At 37.7% G+C, this 18,279-nt stretch carries 13 protein-coding genes; 12 read left to right on the top strand and 1 reads right to left on the bottom strand.

The genetic code is table 11. The annotated features are described in order from the left end of the window. Positions 1-10: 10 nt before the first annotated feature. The 12 genes from QHG54_RS03240 to QHG54_RS03185 all read left to right on the top strand — a co-directional run bounded on the left by QHG54_RS03240 (position 11) and on the right by QHG54_RS03185 (position 15,819). Positions 11-676 carry a response regulator transcription factor gene (locus tag QHG54_RS03240; RefSeq protein WP_317992985.1) on the top strand — a complete coding sequence of 222 codons (666 nt, stop codon included), beginning with the start codon at positions 11-13 and terminating at the stop codon, positions 674-676. Next, positions 676-2,088, top strand: coding sequence for an ATP-binding protein (locus tag QHG54_RS03235; RefSeq protein WP_406604429.1), 1,413 nt, complete (start codon positions 676-678; stop codon positions 2,086-2,088). The genes QHG54_RS03240 and QHG54_RS03235 overlap by 1 nt, the downstream gene beginning before the upstream one ends. Before the next feature lie 260 nt (positions 2,089-2,348). Further along, positions 2,349-3,086, top strand: a complete 738-nt coding sequence (locus QHG54_RS03230) for a tetratricopeptide repeat protein (protein ID WP_406604428.1) — start codon at positions 2,349-2,351, stop codon at positions 3,084-3,086. 219 nt (positions 3,087-3,305) lie between these two features. Next, positions 3,306-3,785 carry a cytochrome c maturation protein CcmE gene (ccmE, locus tag QHG54_RS03225; protein WP_317992988.1) on the top strand — a complete coding sequence of 160 codons (480 nt, stop codon included), beginning with the start codon at positions 3,306-3,308 and terminating at the stop codon, positions 3,783-3,785. 7 nt (positions 3,786-3,792) lie between these two features. After that, positions 3,793-5,778, top strand: a complete 1,986-nt coding sequence (locus QHG54_RS03220) for a heme lyase CcmF/NrfE family subunit (protein ID WP_406604427.1) — start codon at positions 3,793-3,795, stop codon at positions 5,776-5,778. Next, positions 5,775-6,233, top strand: a complete 459-nt coding sequence (locus QHG54_RS03215) for a cytochrome c-type biogenesis protein (protein WP_406604426.1) — start codon at positions 5,775-5,777, stop codon at positions 6,231-6,233. Before QHG54_RS03220 ends, QHG54_RS03215 begins: the two co-directional genes overlap by 4 nt. A 185-nt stretch (positions 6,234-6,418) precedes the next feature. Further along, positions 6,419-7,930, top strand: a complete 1,512-nt coding sequence (locus QHG54_RS03210) for a Do family serine endopeptidase (RefSeq protein ID WP_317992991.1) — start codon at positions 6,419-6,421, stop codon at positions 7,928-7,930. Between the two features lie 82 nt (positions 7,931-8,012). Next, positions 8,013-8,699, top strand: coding sequence for a winged helix-turn-helix domain-containing protein (locus QHG54_RS03205; RefSeq protein ID WP_406604425.1), 687 nt, complete (start codon positions 8,013-8,015; stop codon positions 8,697-8,699). Next, on the top strand, positions 8,696-10,078 hold the full coding sequence (locus QHG54_RS03200) for an ATP-binding protein (RefSeq protein WP_317992993.1): 1,383 nt from the start codon (positions 8,696-8,698) through the stop codon (positions 10,076-10,078). Before QHG54_RS03205 ends, QHG54_RS03200 begins: the two co-directional genes overlap by 4 nt. Before the next feature lie 102 nt (positions 10,079-10,180). Next, positions 10,181-13,105, top strand: coding sequence for a bifunctional [glutamine synthetase] adenylyltransferase/[glutamine synthetase]-adenylyl-L-tyrosine phosphorylase (locus tag QHG54_RS03195; RefSeq protein ID WP_317992994.1), 2,925 nt, complete (start codon positions 10,181-10,183; stop codon positions 13,103-13,105). Positions 13,106-13,987: 882 nt separating this feature from the next. Continuing rightward, on the top strand, positions 13,988-14,830 hold the full coding sequence (locus QHG54_RS03190) for an outer membrane protein (RefSeq protein ID WP_406604424.1): 843 nt from the start codon (positions 13,988-13,990) through the stop codon (positions 14,828-14,830). Positions 14,831-15,294: 464 nt separating this feature from the next. Next, positions 15,295-15,819 carry a methylated-DNA--[protein]-cysteine S-methyltransferase gene (locus QHG54_RS03185; protein WP_317992996.1) on the top strand — a complete coding sequence of 175 codons (525 nt, stop codon included), beginning with the start codon at positions 15,295-15,297 and terminating at the stop codon, positions 15,817-15,819. A 7-nt stretch (positions 15,820-15,826) separates the two neighbouring features. On the opposite strand, the gene QHG54_RS03180 is transcribed toward QHG54_RS03185, so the two are convergent. Continuing rightward, positions 15,827-18,148, bottom strand: coding sequence for an ATP-binding protein (locus QHG54_RS03180; protein ID WP_317992997.1), 2,322 nt, complete (start codon positions 18,146-18,148; stop codon positions 15,827-15,829). Positions 18,149-18,279 lie beyond the last annotated feature (131 nt).

The following is an 18,279-nucleotide window of genomic DNA, read 5'->3' as shown; positions in this document are numbered from 1 at the left end:
TGATGTTGTGATGCGTATTTTAATTGTTGAAGATGATCGGAATCTCAACCATCAATTAGCGGAAGCTGTGAAAAATGCGGGATATGTCTCGGATAGCGCTTTCGATGGTGAAGAAGCCTATTTTTTAGGAAGCACAGAGTCTTATGATGCAGTGATTCTTGATATAGGTTTGCCACGTCTAGATGGGATTCGTATTCTTGAAAAATGGCGCAAAGAAGGGTATTTGATGCCTGTTTTAGTGCTAACAGCGCGAGACCGCTGGTCTGATAAGGTCCTTGGCATTGATGCAGGTGCTGACGATTATGTTGTTAAGCCATTTCATTTAGAGGAAGTGATGGCGCGGTTACGGGCTTTAATTCGTCGAGCGACAGGTCATGCGACGAGCACGTTATGTTGTGGTGAGGTTTTGTTGGATACAAAAACTTCTCGTGTTTTTGTTGATGGTCAGTTGGTTAAATTAACATCCTATGAATTCAGACTTCTTTCGTATCTCATGCATCATTGCGATAGGGTAGTTTCAAGGACGGAGCTTACCGAACATCTTTATGATCAGGATTTTGATAAGGATTCGAATACGGTTGAAGTTTTTGTAGGACGGTTACGTAAAAAGCTTGGGGTGGATTTAATTGAGACCATTCGTGGATTGGGCTATAGAGTAAAAATGCCAGGTGATTAATGAGAGTTCTGAAGAATAAGAGCGGGCTTAGGGGGCTGTTTTTTTTTGTCGGTAGATCTCTCAGCTTGCGTGTTATGATTTTATCAACATTGTGGGTCGTTATTTCGCTTTCATCGATTTCTGCAGTTAGTATTTTATTTTATCGGCGCTCAAGTGAACAAAGTTTAGAGCGTATCCTTTCTGCTCAGCTTTACAGTCTTATTGCGACAGTGACCGTGTCACCTGAAGGGAATTTGCAAGGAAGTTTGGGGATTGATGATATTCGTTATTCAGATCCAACATCCGGTTGGTATTGGGAAGTCGTTGCTGTATCAGCTAATCTACAAGGAAGACTGACATCTCCATCATTAGGAACTGAGAAAATATTTTCACCCAGCGATGTCGATATGCCTTTTGACAATAAATTCTTTCGTTCTTATCGGATAAAGGGAAACAATGGTCAGAAGCTACAAGTGATAGAGAGTGATGTTGTTCTTGATAATCACAATCATATTGCACGTTTTCGACTTGTTGGGAATATTGATGAGGCACATGCACAAGTTCAGGAATTTAAGCGAACTTTGCAAATTTTTCTGTGGAGTTTTGGTATAGGCAGTGTTCTTATTAACATTGCTATTATTTTCTTTAGTTTTCAACCATTGAAACTTATCCGACAAGCATTGAATGATATTCGTGAAGGCAGAGTTAATTACGTGAATACAGATTTAGTAAGCGAAATTATGCCGTTAGCACAAGAGATGAATGCTCTCATTAATAATAATCAACGTATTATTGAACGGTTTCGAACACAGGTTGGTAATCTTGCACATTCATTGAAGACGCCTCTATCAGTAATTATGAATGAGGTTGATAAGATGCATGGAGAACAGGCTCTTTTATTGAAAGAGCAAACTAAAATGATGCAGTCTCAAATAAATCATTATCTACAGCGTGCTCGGATTGCAGCACAATGCGACAGTGTCGTTTATCACACATCTGTTCGCACAGTGATTGATCGTTTGGTGCGGGTTATGGAAAAGCTTAATCCTGAGAAACAGTTTCAGTTTTTCATGGAGGTTGGTGATATTGTTTTTTCTGGTGAAAGGGAAGATTTAGAGGAAGTTGTAGGGAATTTGATAGAGAATGCTGCTCAGTGGTCTCATAAAAAAGTTCTAATTTCCTGTTGTTTAGAAGAAAATGTTGAAGAAGCAGAATTTTTCAGTATCCTCGTAGAAGATGATGGTTTTGGTTTAACAGAAGACAAAATTGATGAAGCTTTAAAAAGAGGTCGGCGGTTTGATGAAAGTAAGCCGGGGACAGGTTTAGGGTTAGCGATTGTTTCAGATCTGGTCAATGAATATGGTGGAAGTCTTTTTTTATCGCGTTCTAACTTGGGCGGGTTACACGCGAAAGTTTTATTACCAAGACGGTAAACGTATTTACTCTCTATTTGAGGTATGTATATATTAAAGTTTGTAAGAATGGAGTAATATTTGTCTGCATAATGCACGAAGCAGAGAATAATTTCAGGAGTCTGAAGCTGTATCTGTTTGTACTTGGAAGATACAAATAAGCTCTTTAGCCATATGTGAAAAAATAGTGTTCTATCATTTTACATTAATGTTTTAGCGCATGAGGGGGAGGGAGGATAATTGATTACGCTTTTTAATTCTTGTATTGGTACCAAAGTGATATGCTATTGTTAATTTTGGTTACACTTTTTTTTATTTTTTTGACGATAGCTCTTTTTTTCTCGTTGTACTTTAAGTGTGAACCTCCCAAAAATAGCTACGTTTCAACTACTAATATTGACAGAAATTATACGTGTTTGGTTGAATCTGACAAGTCTTGTAAGCGTTGTAAAAGTATACAGGCTATTAAAGCTCTTAGTATTTTTTTTGTTCTTTTTATGACATGGAGCATTTACGGTTTAACAGGCAATCCAGAAGTTAAAAGTTATTTTTTTAGTGAGTTAATGAATAAGGATCCAAAGGCACTCAGTAAGCGTGAACAACTTGTTCGTTTACAAGTGCTTTTTCTTCGTACACCTAATGATGGCAGATTAGCGGACGCGTTGGCAGTAGGATATCTCGAGGAAGGTTATTTTCAGGATGCTGTGAATATTTATTTAGATGCGCTTCGCTTGAATGGAGAAACAGCTCCAAGACTTGTAGGGTATGGTCTAGCATTGATTGGTTATGAGGGGGGAATGATTACGCAAGAAGCGCAAAATGCTTTTCAAAAAGCTGCCGATTTGGCACCAAATGATTTTTATCCTCGTTTATTGTTAGCTGAAGCGCTTTGCCAAGAAGGGAAGTCTGCACAGGCAGTTCAGTTTTTAGAAAATTTTCTTGGTACAATGCCTAAGGATTTTGCAGGGCGGTCGCGTGTTGAAGAAAAGATAATAAAGTTACGTGGTTCATCTGATTAGAATGCCTAGTAAAGTAAGTGTGGCCAGTTTAAGATTATTAAAATCAGGAGAGCATCACGCGGGGAGAAGAAATAGGAGAGATCTTGGATAAGAAGTTGCACCTATCTACAGGATATGCGAAGCTCTTTAAAAGATAAAGCATATGAATGATGAATGAACGTTGGTACAACACATTTATATATACAACGCATTTATAAAAGTATTTTTCGTAGAGTATCTATGAACAGTCAATCTTTCAAGAATCCTCTTTCATTGGAAGTTATTTTAAAGCAGCGCAAAAAAAAGCGATTGCTGATGATTTTTTTATGCTTTTTCATTGTGGGAATTGCGACAAGTCTTATCATGTACGCAATGCGTAATACGGTGAGTTTTTTTCGAATGCCATCTGAAATTACAAAAGAAGATATTATAATGGGGCGTCCTTTGCGTTTAGGAGGTTTTGTTGAGAAAGGAACGGTTCAATATCTTGGGAAGATGAAAGTTACTTTTTTCATAACTGATAATGCAAAACACGAAAAAGTTATTTTTGATGGTATCTTACCTGATCTTTTTCGTGAAGGGCAAGGCGTTATCGTGGAAGGGTATTTTGATAAACAAGGGCTTTTTATTGGTAAGCGTGTTTTGGCAAAACATGATGAAACTTATATGTCTAAAGACACAGCTGATCGCTTGAATAAACATCACAGTGTGGAGAAATAATTCGATCGTGCTTGTTGAACTGGGTCATATTTTTTTAGCTGCAGCGTTTGCCGTGAGTTTATTAGAGGCTTTCTTATCCGCTTTGGGTGTTTGGTGGAGGGAGCGTTCATTGCTGCAAACAGCAGTTCCCCTAACATATATTACTTTTGCATTATTACTCTTATCTTTTTTGATTGTTGTTCATGCTCATATAGTATCTGATTTTTCTGTTTTGAATGTTGTCGAGAACTCTCATTCGGAAAAACCCATGCTTTATAAAATCACTGGTGTTTGGGGTAATCATGAAGGATCTATGTTGTTATGGGTTTTAAGTCTGACTTTTTTTAGTACATTGATGGCGTTGTTTAGCCAACATTTGCCACAACAGCTTAAAGCATTAGTTTTAAGCTGCCAAAGTTTCATTACGAGTGCTTTTCTTTTATTTATTCTTTTTTTATCCAATCCATTTTTACGTGTTAATCCACCGGTATTGCAGGGAAATGATCTCAATCCTCTTTTGCAGGATATTGCTTTAGCAATTCATCCACCACTTCTTTATTTAGGTTATGTTGGTTTTTCACTTTGTTTTTCTTTTGCAATAGCTGCATTGATTATGGGACATATCGATAGGATTTGGGCGCATTGGGTTCGTCCCTGGATTCTTCTTTCTTGGTGCTTTTTGACCTTGGGTATTATGGTTGGATCCTATTGGGCTTATTATGAGTTAGGATGGGGGGGCTATTGGTTTTGGGATCCAGTTGAAAATGTTTCATTTATGCCTTGGCTTTCAGGAACGGCCCTTTTGCATTCTGCTCTGGTTCTTGAAAAGCGGGAGACATTGAAAATTTGGACTTTATTTTTAGCACTTTTTACTTTTTCTCTTTCTCTTATGGGAACTTTTCTTGTTCGTTCAGGTCTTTTAATGTCTGTTCATAGTTTTGCTGTTGATCCAGCACGCGGGCAGGCAATTCTTGCACTTCTATCCTTTTTCACGGGAGGAGCTTTTTTTCTCTTTGCATTGCGCGTACCTGTTTTGAAAACAGGGAAATTATTTCAGCCAATTTCGCGTGAAGGTTTTATTATTTTAAATAATTTGTTGCTTACGACAATAACAGCAACAGTATTAATTGGCACACTCTACCCTTATTTTATTGAAGCATTAACTGGGCAAAGAATTTCTGTAGGTGCTGCCTTTTTCAACCTTACTTGTGGGCCTTTAATGGCGTTATTGTTGTTGTTGGTTCCATTTGGATCAATGATGTCATGGAAACGTGGTGATTTTCTTGCAGTTGTTGAGCGGTTGTGGTTTATTTTCATATTAGTCTGTGTAACCTGTTTTATAACATTTTATGCAGCATCTTTACGCGATATTTTTGCAGTTTTAGGAATTGGACTTGCGGCGTTTGTTTTCTTAGGCAGTTTAGTTGATCTTTGGGAAAAAAGTGGACATCGCAGAATAGCTTTTTCGGTGCGGGTTAAGAGATTTTGGGGATTGCCATGGTCAGTTTTTGGCGCTGCAATGGCACATATGGGGTTAGGTGTTACATTATTCGGTATTGTCTGTGTTGCGACTTTTACGCAAGAGCGTATTCTCATCATGCATATAGGAGATATGGTTACAATAGCTGGTAAAACTATTGTTTTTGAAAAAGTGCATGAAGGCGCTGGTTCGAATTATTCTGTCATGGCGTTTCATTTTAAAATATATGAAAATAAAAATGCAGTACGCAATGTAACAGCATCAAAGCGATTTTATTCAACTCAGAATATGTCAACAACGGAAGTTGGTATTCAAAATCATGGCTTATCTCAGTTATATATTGTGCCGGGACGTATAGATGATCAGGGGCTTGTTTTACATATATGGTGGAAGCCTTACGTGGTTTGTGTTTGGTTGGGGGCATTGATGATGGCTATGGGTGGATGTTTTTCTCTTTTTGGTTATTGGTTCCGTATTGGTGGATATCAACGTATAGCCTCCTGTTTTAAATTTGCTAAAAAGGCATTAAGATGAAAAAGGGACTGTTTTGGATTTTGCTTTTTGGGGTCCCTCTTTTTTCTCTGTCGTTAGCGATAGCAGTGGAGCCGGATGAAATTTTACAGGATACAGTTTTGGAATCGCGTGCGCGTGAGATTTCATCACATTTGCGTTGTCCAGTTTGCCAAAATCAATCGATTGATGATTCAGATGCTTCAATGGCACGTGATTTACGGCTTTTGATCCGTGAACGATTGAAAATGGGGGAAAGCAATCAGCAGGTTATTGATTTTCTTGTTGAGCGATATGGTATATTTATTCTCTTGAAACCACCCTTTAATAAAATAACATGGTTTTTATGGTTATCACCTTTGATCATTATCATCATTGGTGCAAGCACCATTTTTTTCCGGATAAGGTGGTACAGACAAGAAAAAATAATTATTTTAAATTCTGCCAAAGAAAAACGGTCAAAAATGCCGTTGGGTTAAAAGAGATATGACATGAAGAAAAATCGATGTTGTTTAAATTGGTACGGCTTTATTGATAATTATGTGTTGTTATGACCTTAAATCTTACAAAACTTTAACAATTTAGACAGAAAACGGTAAGGTCTATTATTTTATAAGTAATCGGAATCTGGATAAGAATATGACTGAATAGGAGCGTATACCAAATGGTTAAAAAAACTTTCTTCACGACATTAGCCGCAGTGAGTTTTTCTGCTGCTTTAGAAACTGCACTGTTTTTTAGTGGATGTGGATCAAGCTTATGGATAACAGAGGCTCATGCAAATTCTGTATTTACTTCGTTAGTGCAACAACCGGGATTTGCAAATATTGTTTCTCAAGTCAAGCCTGCTGTTGTTTCAGTGCAAGTGAAGAGCAATAAAAAGAAAAAAGATTGGTTTTTTGGTGATTTTTTTAGCAGTCCGGGTATTGACCAATTACCAGATCAACATCCGTTGAAAAGATTTTTTGAAGAATTTTATGATCGTGATAAGTCTAAAAACAAGTCTTTAAAACGTTCGAATAGACTCCGTCCTATAGCTTTTGGATCAGGTTTTTTTATTTCGTCTGATGGTTATATTGTAACCAATAATCATGTGATTTCTGATGGCACAAGTTACACTGTTGTTCTTGATGATGGCACAGAACTGAATGCAAAGCTTATTGGGACGGATCAGCGAACCGACCTTGCAGTCTTAAAAGTAGAAGAAAAAAGAAAATTTTCATATGTTGATTTTGGTGATGATTCAAAGCTTCGCGTTGGTGATTGGGTTGTTGCTATCGGTAATCCATTCGGTCTTGGTGGAACTGTAACAGCAGGGATTGTTTCTGCACGTGGACGTGATATCGGCACTGGTGTTTATGATGACTTTATTCAAATTGATGCTGCTGTTAATCGAGGAAATTCTGGTGGTCCAACATTTGATCTTGATGGAAAGGTTGTTGGGGTTAATACAGCAATTTTTTCTCCTTCTGGCGGTAATGTTGGGATTGCTTTTGCTATTCCGGCAGCAACAGCGAAACAGGTTGTGCAACAACTTATCGAAAAAGGTTCAGTTAAGCGTGGTTGGCTTGGAGTTCAGATTCAGCCTGTGACGAAGGAAATTTCGGATTCAATTGGTTTAAAAGAGGACAAAGGTGCTCTAGTTACTGATCCGTTAAAGGGTCCTGCAGCGAAGGCTGGTATCAAGGCAGGAGATGTCATTATTTCGGTGAATGGTGAAAAGATTAATGATGTCCGTGATCTAGCAAAGCGTATTGCAAATATTGGACCAGGAGAAACCGTGACCTTAGGTGTTTGGAAAGCTGGTAAAGAGGAGAATATAAAGGTTAAGCTCGATTCTATGCCTGATGATGAAGGTATGAAAGAGAGTTCAAAATATTCAAATGGGCGCAGTGATTCAGAGGAAACATTGGAAGATTATGGTTTAATCGTTGCTCTTTCTGATGATGGTTTAGGGTTAGTCGTAACTGATGTAGATTCAGATTCCGATGCTGCCGATAAGGGAATACGCCCTGGTGATGTGATTATGACAGTGAATAATAAACCTGTTAAAAAGGTATCTGATATTATCGACACAATCAAAAATGCCCAGAAGCTAGGACGAAAAGCTATACTTTTACAAGTGCGAACAAATGATCAAAATCGTTTTGTTGCCCTTCCAATTTTCAAAAAATAACATTTAGTTAATGGTGTAGGACAGAGGTTTTGTAGACTTCTGTTCTACAAAGCGATTCAATAAAATAACGGAGATGCGTTTTATGAAGATACTCGTTATCGAAGATGATCATGAGACAGGGCGTTATCTCGAAAAAGCTTTTAGTGAAGCAGGTCATTTAGTTGATGTTGCGTATGATGGTGATACTGGATATGCTTTAGCTGAAACGGAAAATTATGATGTTATGGTTGTTGATCGGATGCTTTTGCATCGTGATGGCCTTTCTATCATTACTGAATTACGTTCTAAAGGCAATGAAACACCAGTTCTCATCCTTTCAGCTTTAGGACAAGTGAATGATCGTGTGATGGGTTTGCGTGCAGGGGGTGATGATTATTTAACAAAGCCTTATGCTTTTTCTGAACTTCTTGCTCGTGTTGAAGTGCTGCAACGGCGGAAAAATCCTAAAGAGGCAGAAACTGTTTATTGCGTAGGCAATCTTGAGCTCGATCGGTTAGCACATACAGTGAAACGGGGTGATAGAAATATTGTCTTGCAACCACGTGAGTTTCGTTTACTTGAATATTTAATGCGGTATGCTGGGCAGGTTGTTACACGCACGATGCTGTTAGAAAATGTTTGGGATTACCATTTTGATCCACAAACGAATGTAATTGATGTTCATATATCCCGTTTAAGAGCAAAAATTGAAAAAGATTTTGATATACCACTTCTCCATACTGTGCGTGGAGCTGGATACATGTTGAAAGCACCAGATAACAAAATATGAATCGTTTAATCAATATGATGCGCACAACTGCGCTAAGACTTTCAGCACTTTATATTTTACTGTTTGGATTAGTTGCAACAGGGCTTTCTATTTACATAATGGCATTTTCTGTTTCATTGTTAACTGAGCAAACCGAACAGGCTTTGCGGGAAGAGTTAAAACGCATCGAAAACGCTTATAACTACGGTGGGTTACCTTTATTAATACGTACTATTGATTATCGTTCACGACAGCCAGGAGCTTTTCTTTATCTTGTCACTGACCCTATGGGGCGCATTTTAGCAGGCAATGTTGCGCGTATTGAATTAGGTCTTTTGAATCAGAATGGTTTTCTTTCGAATTCTTTTTTGTATTCACGTTTTGGAGAACACGGAAAAACAAGTGAACATCGCGCTTTGGCAATTATTGTTGATTTGCCCAATGCTATGAAGATTCTTGTGGGGCGGGATTTGGATGAACCAGAACGTTTTGCAGCTGTTATTCGTAAAGCAGTCATAATTGCTCTCGCAGCAATGCTTGTTGGAGCTTTACTCATATGGTTTTTTGTTGGTAGGCGCGCATTGCAAAGGATTGATCATGTAACGGCTGCGTCACAGCGCTTGATGGATGGTGATTTCAGTGGGCGTTTACCTGTTTCTGGGGTAGGTGATGAGTTTGATCGATTGTCCGCTAATCTTAATGTTATGTTAGACCGGATTGAAGAATTAAATATTGGTTTACGTCAAGTATCGGATAACATTGCTCATGATCTTAAGACACCGCTGACGCGCCTTAGAAATCGCGCTGAAGCAGCACTTTCTGGACAAAAGACAAAGCTTGAATATCGTCAAGCACTTGATGGTATTATTACAGAATCAGATCAACTTATTCGGACTTTTAATGCTATTTTAATGATTTCGCGCATTGAGGCTAGCAGTGCAATTGAGCATCTTGAGATGATGAATATGAAGCTAATCCTTGAAGATGCTGTTGAGCTTTATGAGCCTTTTGCTGAAGAGTCAGGTGTTTTGCTTCGGTTAGGGGATACATTTGATAAAGAGCTTAAATTGAATCGTGAGCTTATTGCGCAATCAATTTTTAATCTTATTGATAATGCGATTAAATATGCGTCTAAAGATGGAAGGCAGGCAAAGGTTTGCTTATCGATGGAATATCGTGGTGAACATTTGTTGGTTGTTGTTAGCGATAATGGTCCAGGAATTGCAGCGGATAAACGTGAAAAAGTAACAGAACGATTTTTTCGCCTTGAAGAAAGTCGTACACAGCCCGGTTTTGGTATTGGGTTAAGTATAGCAAAAGCTGTTATGAAACTTCATGGAGGAGAACTATTACTTGAAAATGCAAATCCAGGGCTTAGAGCTGTTTTGTTATTTCCTTAAAGGTGTTTTGCTTCATTTTTTATTTTTACACGTGATGGCTATTTCTTTTTTTTGAGTATAATGCTGTGAAAGAAAGGTGAAAAGCTTTTCAAGGGAGTGCAGATGAAAAATGCTTTTTTAAAAACACAGCTTCTTCCTTTATGTCCCCTTGATGAGAATGGTTCTCAATGGCTGAAAGATATTGAAGAACAAGCGAAGAAAGAAAATTTAGAATCCCTTGTTTCTTATATTTCAGAAAAGGGAAAGCAGATTGACTTTATAAGTGCGGTCATGACCTTATCGCCTTTTTTACGTGGGGTTTTGATCGCTAATCCATCCTATCTCGCTCCCTTATTGAATGTTGATATAGAAACAAGGCTGAGCGAAATTATAGATGATATTGCGCGCATCGATAAGAGTGAGCCCATACATGAAACTTCATTGATGGCGGCTTTAAGACACAAAAAACGGGAAGCACATATTCTCATTGCTTTAGCTGATTTGAGTGGTGTTTTTACTTATGAAATTTCATGCACTTGGTTAACACGTTTGGGCGAAGTGATCTTAAGTGTGGCTCTACGTTTTCTTTTAAGAGAAGCGCATGATCAGGGTAAGATAAGTTTGTCGAGCCGTGATGATCCAGAAAAAGACTGTGGTTTAATTATTTTAGGAATGGGAAAATTAGGGGCAGGAGAACTTAATTATTCTTCTGATATTGATCTTATTGTTTTCATTGATGAGACGTCACCGCATATTGGTAATCTTTCTGAGAGCATCGATGTATTTTCTAAAATGGTACGCCGATTGATCCGTATCATTCAAGAACGCACGATGGATGGATATGTTTTCCGTCTTGACTTTCGGCTTCGACCAGATCCAGCTTCAACCCCTTTGGCCTTATCGGTAAGGACTGCGTTGCGTTATTACGAGGGACGTGGCCAAAATTGGGAAAGAGCAGCTATGATTAAAGCACGTCCAGTCGCCGGAGATAAAAGGGCAGGATTTAATTTTCTCAAGGAACTTTTTCCGTATGTGTGGCGGAAGTATTTAGATTATGCTGCGATTGCTGATATCCACTCGATCAAACGTCAAATCCATGCGTATAAAAACTATGGTCAGATTGCTGCTTATGGTCATAATGTAAAGTTAGGACGAGGTGGTATTCGTGAGATTGAGTTTTTTGTCCAGACACAACAACTCATTGCTGGTGGGCGCTTTCCTCAATTACGTGGACGTCAGACAGTTGCAATGTTAGCAGAACTTCACACGCTTGGTTGGATCAGTGAGAAAACAAAAGATAGTCTTGTAAAAAGTTATGCTTTTTTACGAAATGTGGAACACCGTATTCAGATGCTTGCAGATGAACAAACGCATCTTCTTCCAAATGATGTTTTTGAATTTACGAGCGTTGCATATTTGATGGGCTATCAAGAGAGTAGCAGCTTTATTCGCGATTTATTAAAAACGCTTCAGGTTGTTGAAAAACATTATGCGGCACTATTTGAGAATGAGCAAGAACTTGGTTTAGAAATTGGCAATTTAGTTTTCACAGGTGAAGAAGATGATCCAGAGACATTAATAACATTAAGCCGTTTAGGTTTTGAAAGAGCGAGTGATATTTGTCGTATTATGCGCACACTTCATTGTGGGCGTTATAAAGCTACTCAATCTGCTGAAGCGCGTGAGAGATTAACAGAATTAACCCCAGCACTTTTAAAAGCTTTTGGCGCGACAAAACGAGCCGATGAAGCGATGTTGCGTTTTGATAGTTTTTTACAGGGGTTACCTTCAGGGATACAGCTTTTTAGTTTATTGCAGTCCAATCCCTCTCTGTTGGATATGTTGGTGCTTATCATGGCAGCCGCTCCACGTCTCGCGGAAATTATTACACGTAAACCACATGTTTTTGATGGGATGCTGGATCCAAAAATTTTTTCAGAATTGCCAACAAAAACTTATTTAGAAAATCGGCTTGAATATTTTCTTGAAGGTGTAGTTTCTTATGAAGAGATTCTCGATCACTTAAGAGTTTTTGCTGATGAGCAACGTTTCTTGATTGGTCTTCGGATTTTGAATGGTGCAATTACAGGAAATAGAGCAGGTTTTGCATTTACTGCACTTGCTGATCTTATGATTGCGAAAACGTTTGCTGCCGTGCAAGAGGAGTTTTCTCGTCTTCATGGCAGTATTAAAGGGGGGCGTGTTGGCATATTGGGTATGGGTAAGCTTGGAAGCCATGAATTAACTGCTGGTTCCGATATTGATCTTATTTTTCTCTATGAACATGATAAGGATGCAGAAATATCCGATGGAGAAAAACCTCTTTATGTCTCTCAATATTATATTCGTTTAGCACAGCGCCTTGTTGCAGCTTTATCTACTCCTACAAGTCAAGGTATCCTTTATGCTGTTGATTTAAGATTGCGTCCCTTAGGTAATAAGGGGCCTGTTGCTGTTTCTTTTCCATTTTTTAGAAAATATTATCGTAAGGAAGCGTGGATATGGGAACATCTTGCTTTAACACGAGCGCGGGGTGTGGCAGGGGATCCTGATTTTTTGCGAAAATTAGAAAATGAAGTTTGTGCAATTATTGCTTTTTCTCGTGATAAAAAAAAGGTTACAAAAGCAGTGCGCGACATGCGTGCTTTGATTGAAAAAGAAAAACCACCAGAAAATCAATGGGATTTGAAAACGATGCTTGGTGGTATCATGGATCTAGAATTTATTGCTCAATTTGCTGTTATTACTCACGTGATTGACTTTCAAATTGGAGCGACTACAGCAGATATTTTAGCACGTTTACCCAATAATTTTCTTAATCAGTCATTTATTTCTGACTTACGTTGCGCCTATGGTCTCTATACAAATTTAAGTCAAATTATACGCCTGTGTTTAAATGATGCTCTTAATCCTAATGATATGCCCCTTGGATTAAGCGATCTTTTGTTAAGCAGTGTGGGAGAACCTGATTTGCCTCGTGTTGAAAAATTAATCAAGGAAATGGGGCAGTCAGTACGTTCAATTTTTGTACAGGTAATGAAAGATTAAATATGTTTGATGCTAATTTTATGAGCAGATTGTACGTTGTTTCTATTTAAAATATCAACAAGTATTATAGAAATTATTATTCTTTTGTATAAAAATAATAATATATAAAATGAAAATATTATTCATTTTAATATAAAAAATAAGATATTTGTTGAAAAAGTGTTTTTTAAGTATTAATTTTGTATTTTTTGTTTTTATTTAGAATTTTATGTAAATAATTTATAATATAATATTTTTAAGTTTATTTTGTATTATAATAATGTGTTATTTTCGATTTAAAAGAACTTATTATTAATAAAATTTGAATTTTTACATGAGTTGGCGTATCTTCACTCATTGTCTTGTATTTAATTTTTGATGTTTTATCTCGTTATCCGTTTCGCTGGAACAAATGGCTAGAGCTATTCTTGGTTGCTTATGCTGGTTGAGACAGCTTCTATGTTAAAAGAATTAATTCTAAAGGGTATGGTTCATTCAGAAAATTTAAATGAGCTTTTTTTACTTTTGAATGAATAATAATACTATTTATCGTTTTTTTACCGAGAAAATGGAAATATACCTAACAAAGTGGAGCAAGAAGCCTTATTAACTAGCTTAGAAAATACCATTTTCTTTCAAAAAAAATGATATTTCGACTATCTGAATAGTGTCGAATGATGCTGAAAGATATGCGATTTAAGAAAACTTGATAATAAGGTAATTGCCCTAATCCGGTAGAAGAAATTAAAAAAATCCTTATGCCATGGTCTGTCTAAGGTTGCTTACACTTTACAATGAAGATTTTATTTTTTTTATAACTGTGATATTTTTACTACAGATTTTTTGAAAAAAATATGAAACCATCCCGCAATTATGTGTCAATTAGCTTTTAGGGGAGCAATTATGACTACAAAATATTTAATCACAACATCTATTTTTGCTTTAATTTCAGTTTCTGCAGTACGAGCAGCGGACGTTGCGGTTGCGGTTCCTGAACAGCCAGTACCTGTTGTTACTGTTCCTCCTTTTTCTTTTACAGGGTTTTACCTTGGGGGCCAAATTGGTGGTTTTTCAAGTAAGACTACTTCAAGTTATTTAGGAGATGAGCATACAGGAAAATGGACTCCGGTTGACAAGGAGTCTTTGCCTAAGCCTTCTGGTTTCATAGGGGGCATTTATGCGGGTTCCAATATTAATATCGACAATGGCTTTATTATAGGTATTGATACGGATGTAATGTGGTCTGGTAAAAAGGATACAAAAGATATCAAGCCAGATGTTAAGTCGCCGGAAAAAAAACACAGCAGAGAAACACGAGCAGATCCAGAAGAAAGTGTTCAAGGAACAGATGGGAAAGATTCTGCAGGAGCATCTCCTGGAATAGTGCATCATACTTTAAAACAAAATTGGTTTGGTGCCACACGCGTGCGGATTGGGTTTGCTGCTGATCGCATGATGCCTTATCTTGCAGGGGGTATTGCTTATACTCAGCTTCGAAATATTTATGAGGCAGAAGCCGATACAAAAAGCAGAGCAATTGATTTTTCTGATTTAGTGTATAATGAAAAAAAGACGTTTGTTGGATATACCCTTGGAGGTGGTATTGATTTTGCAATGACTGATAATGTTATTGTGCGTGCGGAATATCGTTACTCAGATTTTGGTAAGAAGAAATTTGCAAGTGAAAAAATTGAAGTAGGCTACAAAACAAATGATTTTCGGGTTGGTGTAGCTTACAAATTTTAATTTAGTTCAAGGTTAAATATTTGAGAAAAGCCCCATCCATGACAGGATGGGGCTTTTTTTATAAATTTTTACAGTAAAGATACTCTAAGGATGGAGAGGAGAGCTTACCCTAGAGGCTTAAATTATCTGTTTTTGCCAATTTTTCTTTTTTAAGTATAGTAGCATTACGGATATTTTACATGTTTAAGCAACAGTAGGTGTGCGTTCAGTAAATAAGCCTATCTTATTGTGAGTACGGGGACAAACAGGGTTGTTTAACGTATGTGCAGAATATTTAATGCTTTTGAAAATATAAATTGAAAGAGCATGTTGGTTGATGTTTGCTCTGTAAATTTTCTCAAAGATGGATTACTGCATAATTTTTATTTTAATCTTTCTCGTTTTTCCTTGGAAAGGGAAGTTGGGAAATTCTATTTCCTTACTCTATTTGTGTTATTCAATACCAAAAATAGAGGTGTACCAGAATGCTAAATGCTCACACAAAAAGAGTTCTGTTTCTGAGCGAAACATCGATAGGGGGGCTTTTAGTGGCGAGGTCACAAAGGGGGATTTGTAATATAGCGTTGGGAGACACTGTAGAACAATTATTACAGGAATTTACGATACGCTTTGGTAATGTACAACAAGTGGTTGAGGACCACACATTGAAGAGGGAAGTCGCACATATTGTAGCAATGATAGAAACTCCTAAATTGGTAAGAAAACATGATTTTTTCTTAGATATAAATGGTACAGACTTTCAGCAGAAAGTCTGGGCGCTTTTATGTAATGTACCATGTGGTGAGACAATTTCATATGGGGAATTAGCGCGTCGTGTTGGCATGCCAAACGCTTTTCGTGCAGTTGCTAATGCATGTGCCCATAATGAATTGGCATTAATTATTCCTTGCCATCGTGTGGTGTGCAAGAATGGTTTTATCTCTGGTTATCGCTGGGGCACTAAGCGGAAACAGATTTTACTACAACGGGAACAAAATAAGGGCATTTAAAACGGCTTTAACTTTGTTTGATTGGCATTGTAATGGTTACAGTCGTTCCTTTCATTTCTTTAGAGGTAATTTCAAGTTTTCCTTTGTGTAATTCTAAAAGAGAGCGTGAAATGGCCAATCCAAGACCTGACCCTGTGTGGGTTTTGGTAAATTGATTTTCAACTTGTTCAAAAGGTTGTCCAAGTTTTTTGATTGCTGATTGGGGAATGCCAACCCCGGTATCTTTAATGCTAAAAACAAGGTTATTTTTTTTCTTGAAAGCACAGACATCAATACTTCCGCCAGAAGGTGTAAATTTAACAGCATTAGAAATGAGATTAAGGAAAATCTGTTTTATGGCACGGCAGTCAACTTCGGCATGAAGTTCTGGAGTAATATTCGTTGTAACAGAAATATTTTTTTCTTGGGCTTGTGGTGTAAGTGTCCGCACTGCTTCACTGATAATGGGCTCAAGATCAGTATTTTTACAATCAAGGGTAAATCTTCCAGCTTCGATTTTCGACATATCAAGGATATCATTGATAAGGGTTAGAAGATGGGTTCCTGAATTGTAAATATCACGCATATACTCTTTATAGCGTTGTGAACCAAGAGGGCCAAAGGTAGATTGCAACATGATGTCTGAAAAGCCGAGAATAGCATTAAGTGGAGTGCGCAATTCATGAGACATATTGGCTAAAAATTCTGATTTAGCCTTGTTAGCACTTTCTGCGCGCTCTTTTTCTGCTTTCAAGCTTTTATTAAGTTTTTCAACTTCTGATGCACGTTGCTGAGCATTTCCTCGTGCACGTTTGAGTTCTTGAATGAAAGAAAAAAGGCGTCTTTCACTGTCTTCAAATTTTTCTTGTTGTTGTTTAAGCTCAGAAATGTCTGTACCAATGCAAACAAGTCCTCCATCTTGGGTCCGTCGTTCATTAATTTTTAGCCAACAGCCATCTGCTGTTTGGCGAATGCTGGTTAAGTTACCAGTACCATCATCTTTAAGAGGATATTCACTGATTGCAGGGCGGGCCATGGCTTCGACGGTTGCACGTTGGATACCCGATTGTAAAATCTGTTTAGGGATGGCTGCATATTCGCAAAATTTGCTGTTGGACATGACTAAACGTCCTTCTGAATCCCACAACACAAAAGATTCGGAAATATTTTCAATAGCATCGCGGATACGAAGGTCGGCTTGCGCTGTTTGTTCAGCGAATTGACGTTGTTCACTAATATCGAAGGAAATACCAACCAAATGGGGTTCTTCTTCTTCAGTAACTTCGGCACGAATGCGCATCCATACATAATGACCATCGGCATGACGCATAGGAACGTTAATATCGATATGCTTTTTTTTACCGCTCATTAGTTCTTGAGCAAGATCAAAAAAATTCGCATCATTTGGATTAATAATGGCGGTGATTTGTGAAATTGAGAGCAGTGCATCTTGAGGCACATAGCCGAGCATTTCATACATTGCTCGTGACCAATAGACACGTCCACTTGCCATATTCCAGTCCCACAGTCCACAGCGTCCACGCATCATTGCCATATCAATGCGGTTTTGATTTTTTTCTGAAATCAACTCTGTCTTGCGTGCTCGTATAAGTTGATTGTAATAAGCATACAGAAGAGCGAGAATAACGCCGGTAGTTCCTAGAAATAAGGTTATATTTAACGAGAAAATTTTGCGCCATTTCATGTAAGTATGTTGCATTTTTTCACTGATGAATACACCATATTGTCCATTTTCTGTTTTGTTGAATGAAGCAAGAGCAGGAACATCTTTTCCTATTGTGATTTTCATAATTCCAGCGTCTCGCCCCAAAGATCGTAAAGCAATGCTCTCAGAAGTAAAATCTTGTAAGGAGGTTCCTAAAATGAGCTCTGGACTCGATGAGGCCAGAACGGAGCCCTTTTGATCGACTATGGCGATAACTGTGCTGGTTGAGATAAGACCTTGATTGCGAAAATGAGTAAGAATATTTTGCAAATGAGTATGAGAAAGGGCAGCGGCTTTTCCTTTTTGACTGGCAGCAAGTAAGTCACGATCAATTGTATTGGTAACATGAGAAGCTAAAAGAGTGATGGTAGAACGGGTGTTTTTATCAATCGTGTTTTTCCAATCATAGATTAACACGAAACGAGTTGCCGCTAGTACAATAAGAAATACAACAATGACAAATGGAAGTGAACGCCGCAGCCAAGGCTCAATAAAGAGAAGCTTTTTATAGGCTGAACCAGAAAACAGATTAATATGCTTTACCCGCACTTTGTGACTCTGAGTGCTCGATTTTGAATCAGCATACATTTCTGTTGGCGCATGAGATGCGTCCAATTTAGTCATTTTTAGTCCCTCTAATTATGGAATAATATGAACGAAAAACTGCTTCGGTATTCATAATAAAACTCCATAGGTGCAATGAATCAAAACAGGAGTCCTCTGTCCAGTCTTTTTTTTAAAAAAGTAATTTTACT

Source organism: Bartonella gliris, from assembly GCF_045277155.1.
GTDB classification, from domain to species: domain Bacteria; phylum Pseudomonadota; class Alphaproteobacteria; order Rhizobiales; family Rhizobiaceae; genus Bartonella; species Bartonella gliris.
Note: the sequence above shows the minus strand (reverse complement) of the source record. Positions and strands in the feature narration are given on the sequence as shown.

Coding starts and splice junctions, on each gene's coding strand:
- QHG54_RS03205 (WP_406604425.1), top strand. CDS start 8,013: ATGAAGATACTCGTTATCGAAGATGATCATGAGACAGGGCGTTATCTC.
- QHG54_RS03235 (WP_406604429.1), top strand. CDS start 676: ATGAGAGTTCTGAAGAATAAGAGCGGGCTTAGGGGGCTGTTTTTTTTT.
- QHG54_RS03240 (WP_317992985.1), top strand. CDS start 11: ATGCGTATTTTAATTGTTGAAGATGATCGGAATCTCAACCATCAATTA.
- QHG54_RS03180 (WP_317992997.1), bottom strand. CDS start 18,148: ATGACTAAATTGGACGCATCTCATGCGCCAACAGAAATGTATGCTGAT.
- ccmE (WP_317992988.1), top strand. CDS start 3,306: ATGAACAGTCAATCTTTCAAGAATCCTCTTTCATTGGAAGTTATTTTA.
- QHG54_RS03200 (WP_317992993.1), top strand. CDS start 8,696: ATGAATCGTTTAATCAATATGATGCGCACAACTGCGCTAAGACTTTCA.
- QHG54_RS03190 (WP_406604424.1), top strand. CDS start 13,988: ATGACTACAAAATATTTAATCACAACATCTATTTTTGCTTTAATTTCA.
- QHG54_RS03185 (WP_317992996.1), top strand. CDS start 15,295: ATGCTAAATGCTCACACAAAAAGAGTTCTGTTTCTGAGCGAAACATCG.
- QHG54_RS03215 (WP_406604426.1), top strand. CDS start 5,775: ATGAAAAAGGGACTGTTTTGGATTTTGCTTTTTGGGGTCCCTCTTTTT.
- QHG54_RS03195 (WP_317992994.1), top strand. CDS start 10,181: ATGAAAAATGCTTTTTTAAAAACACAGCTTCTTCCTTTATGTCCCCTT.
- QHG54_RS03230 (WP_406604428.1), top strand. CDS start 2,349: ATGCTATTGTTAATTTTGGTTACACTTTTTTTTATTTTTTTGACGATA.
- QHG54_RS03210 (WP_317992991.1), top strand. CDS start 6,419: ATGGTTAAAAAAACTTTCTTCACGACATTAGCCGCAGTGAGTTTTTCT.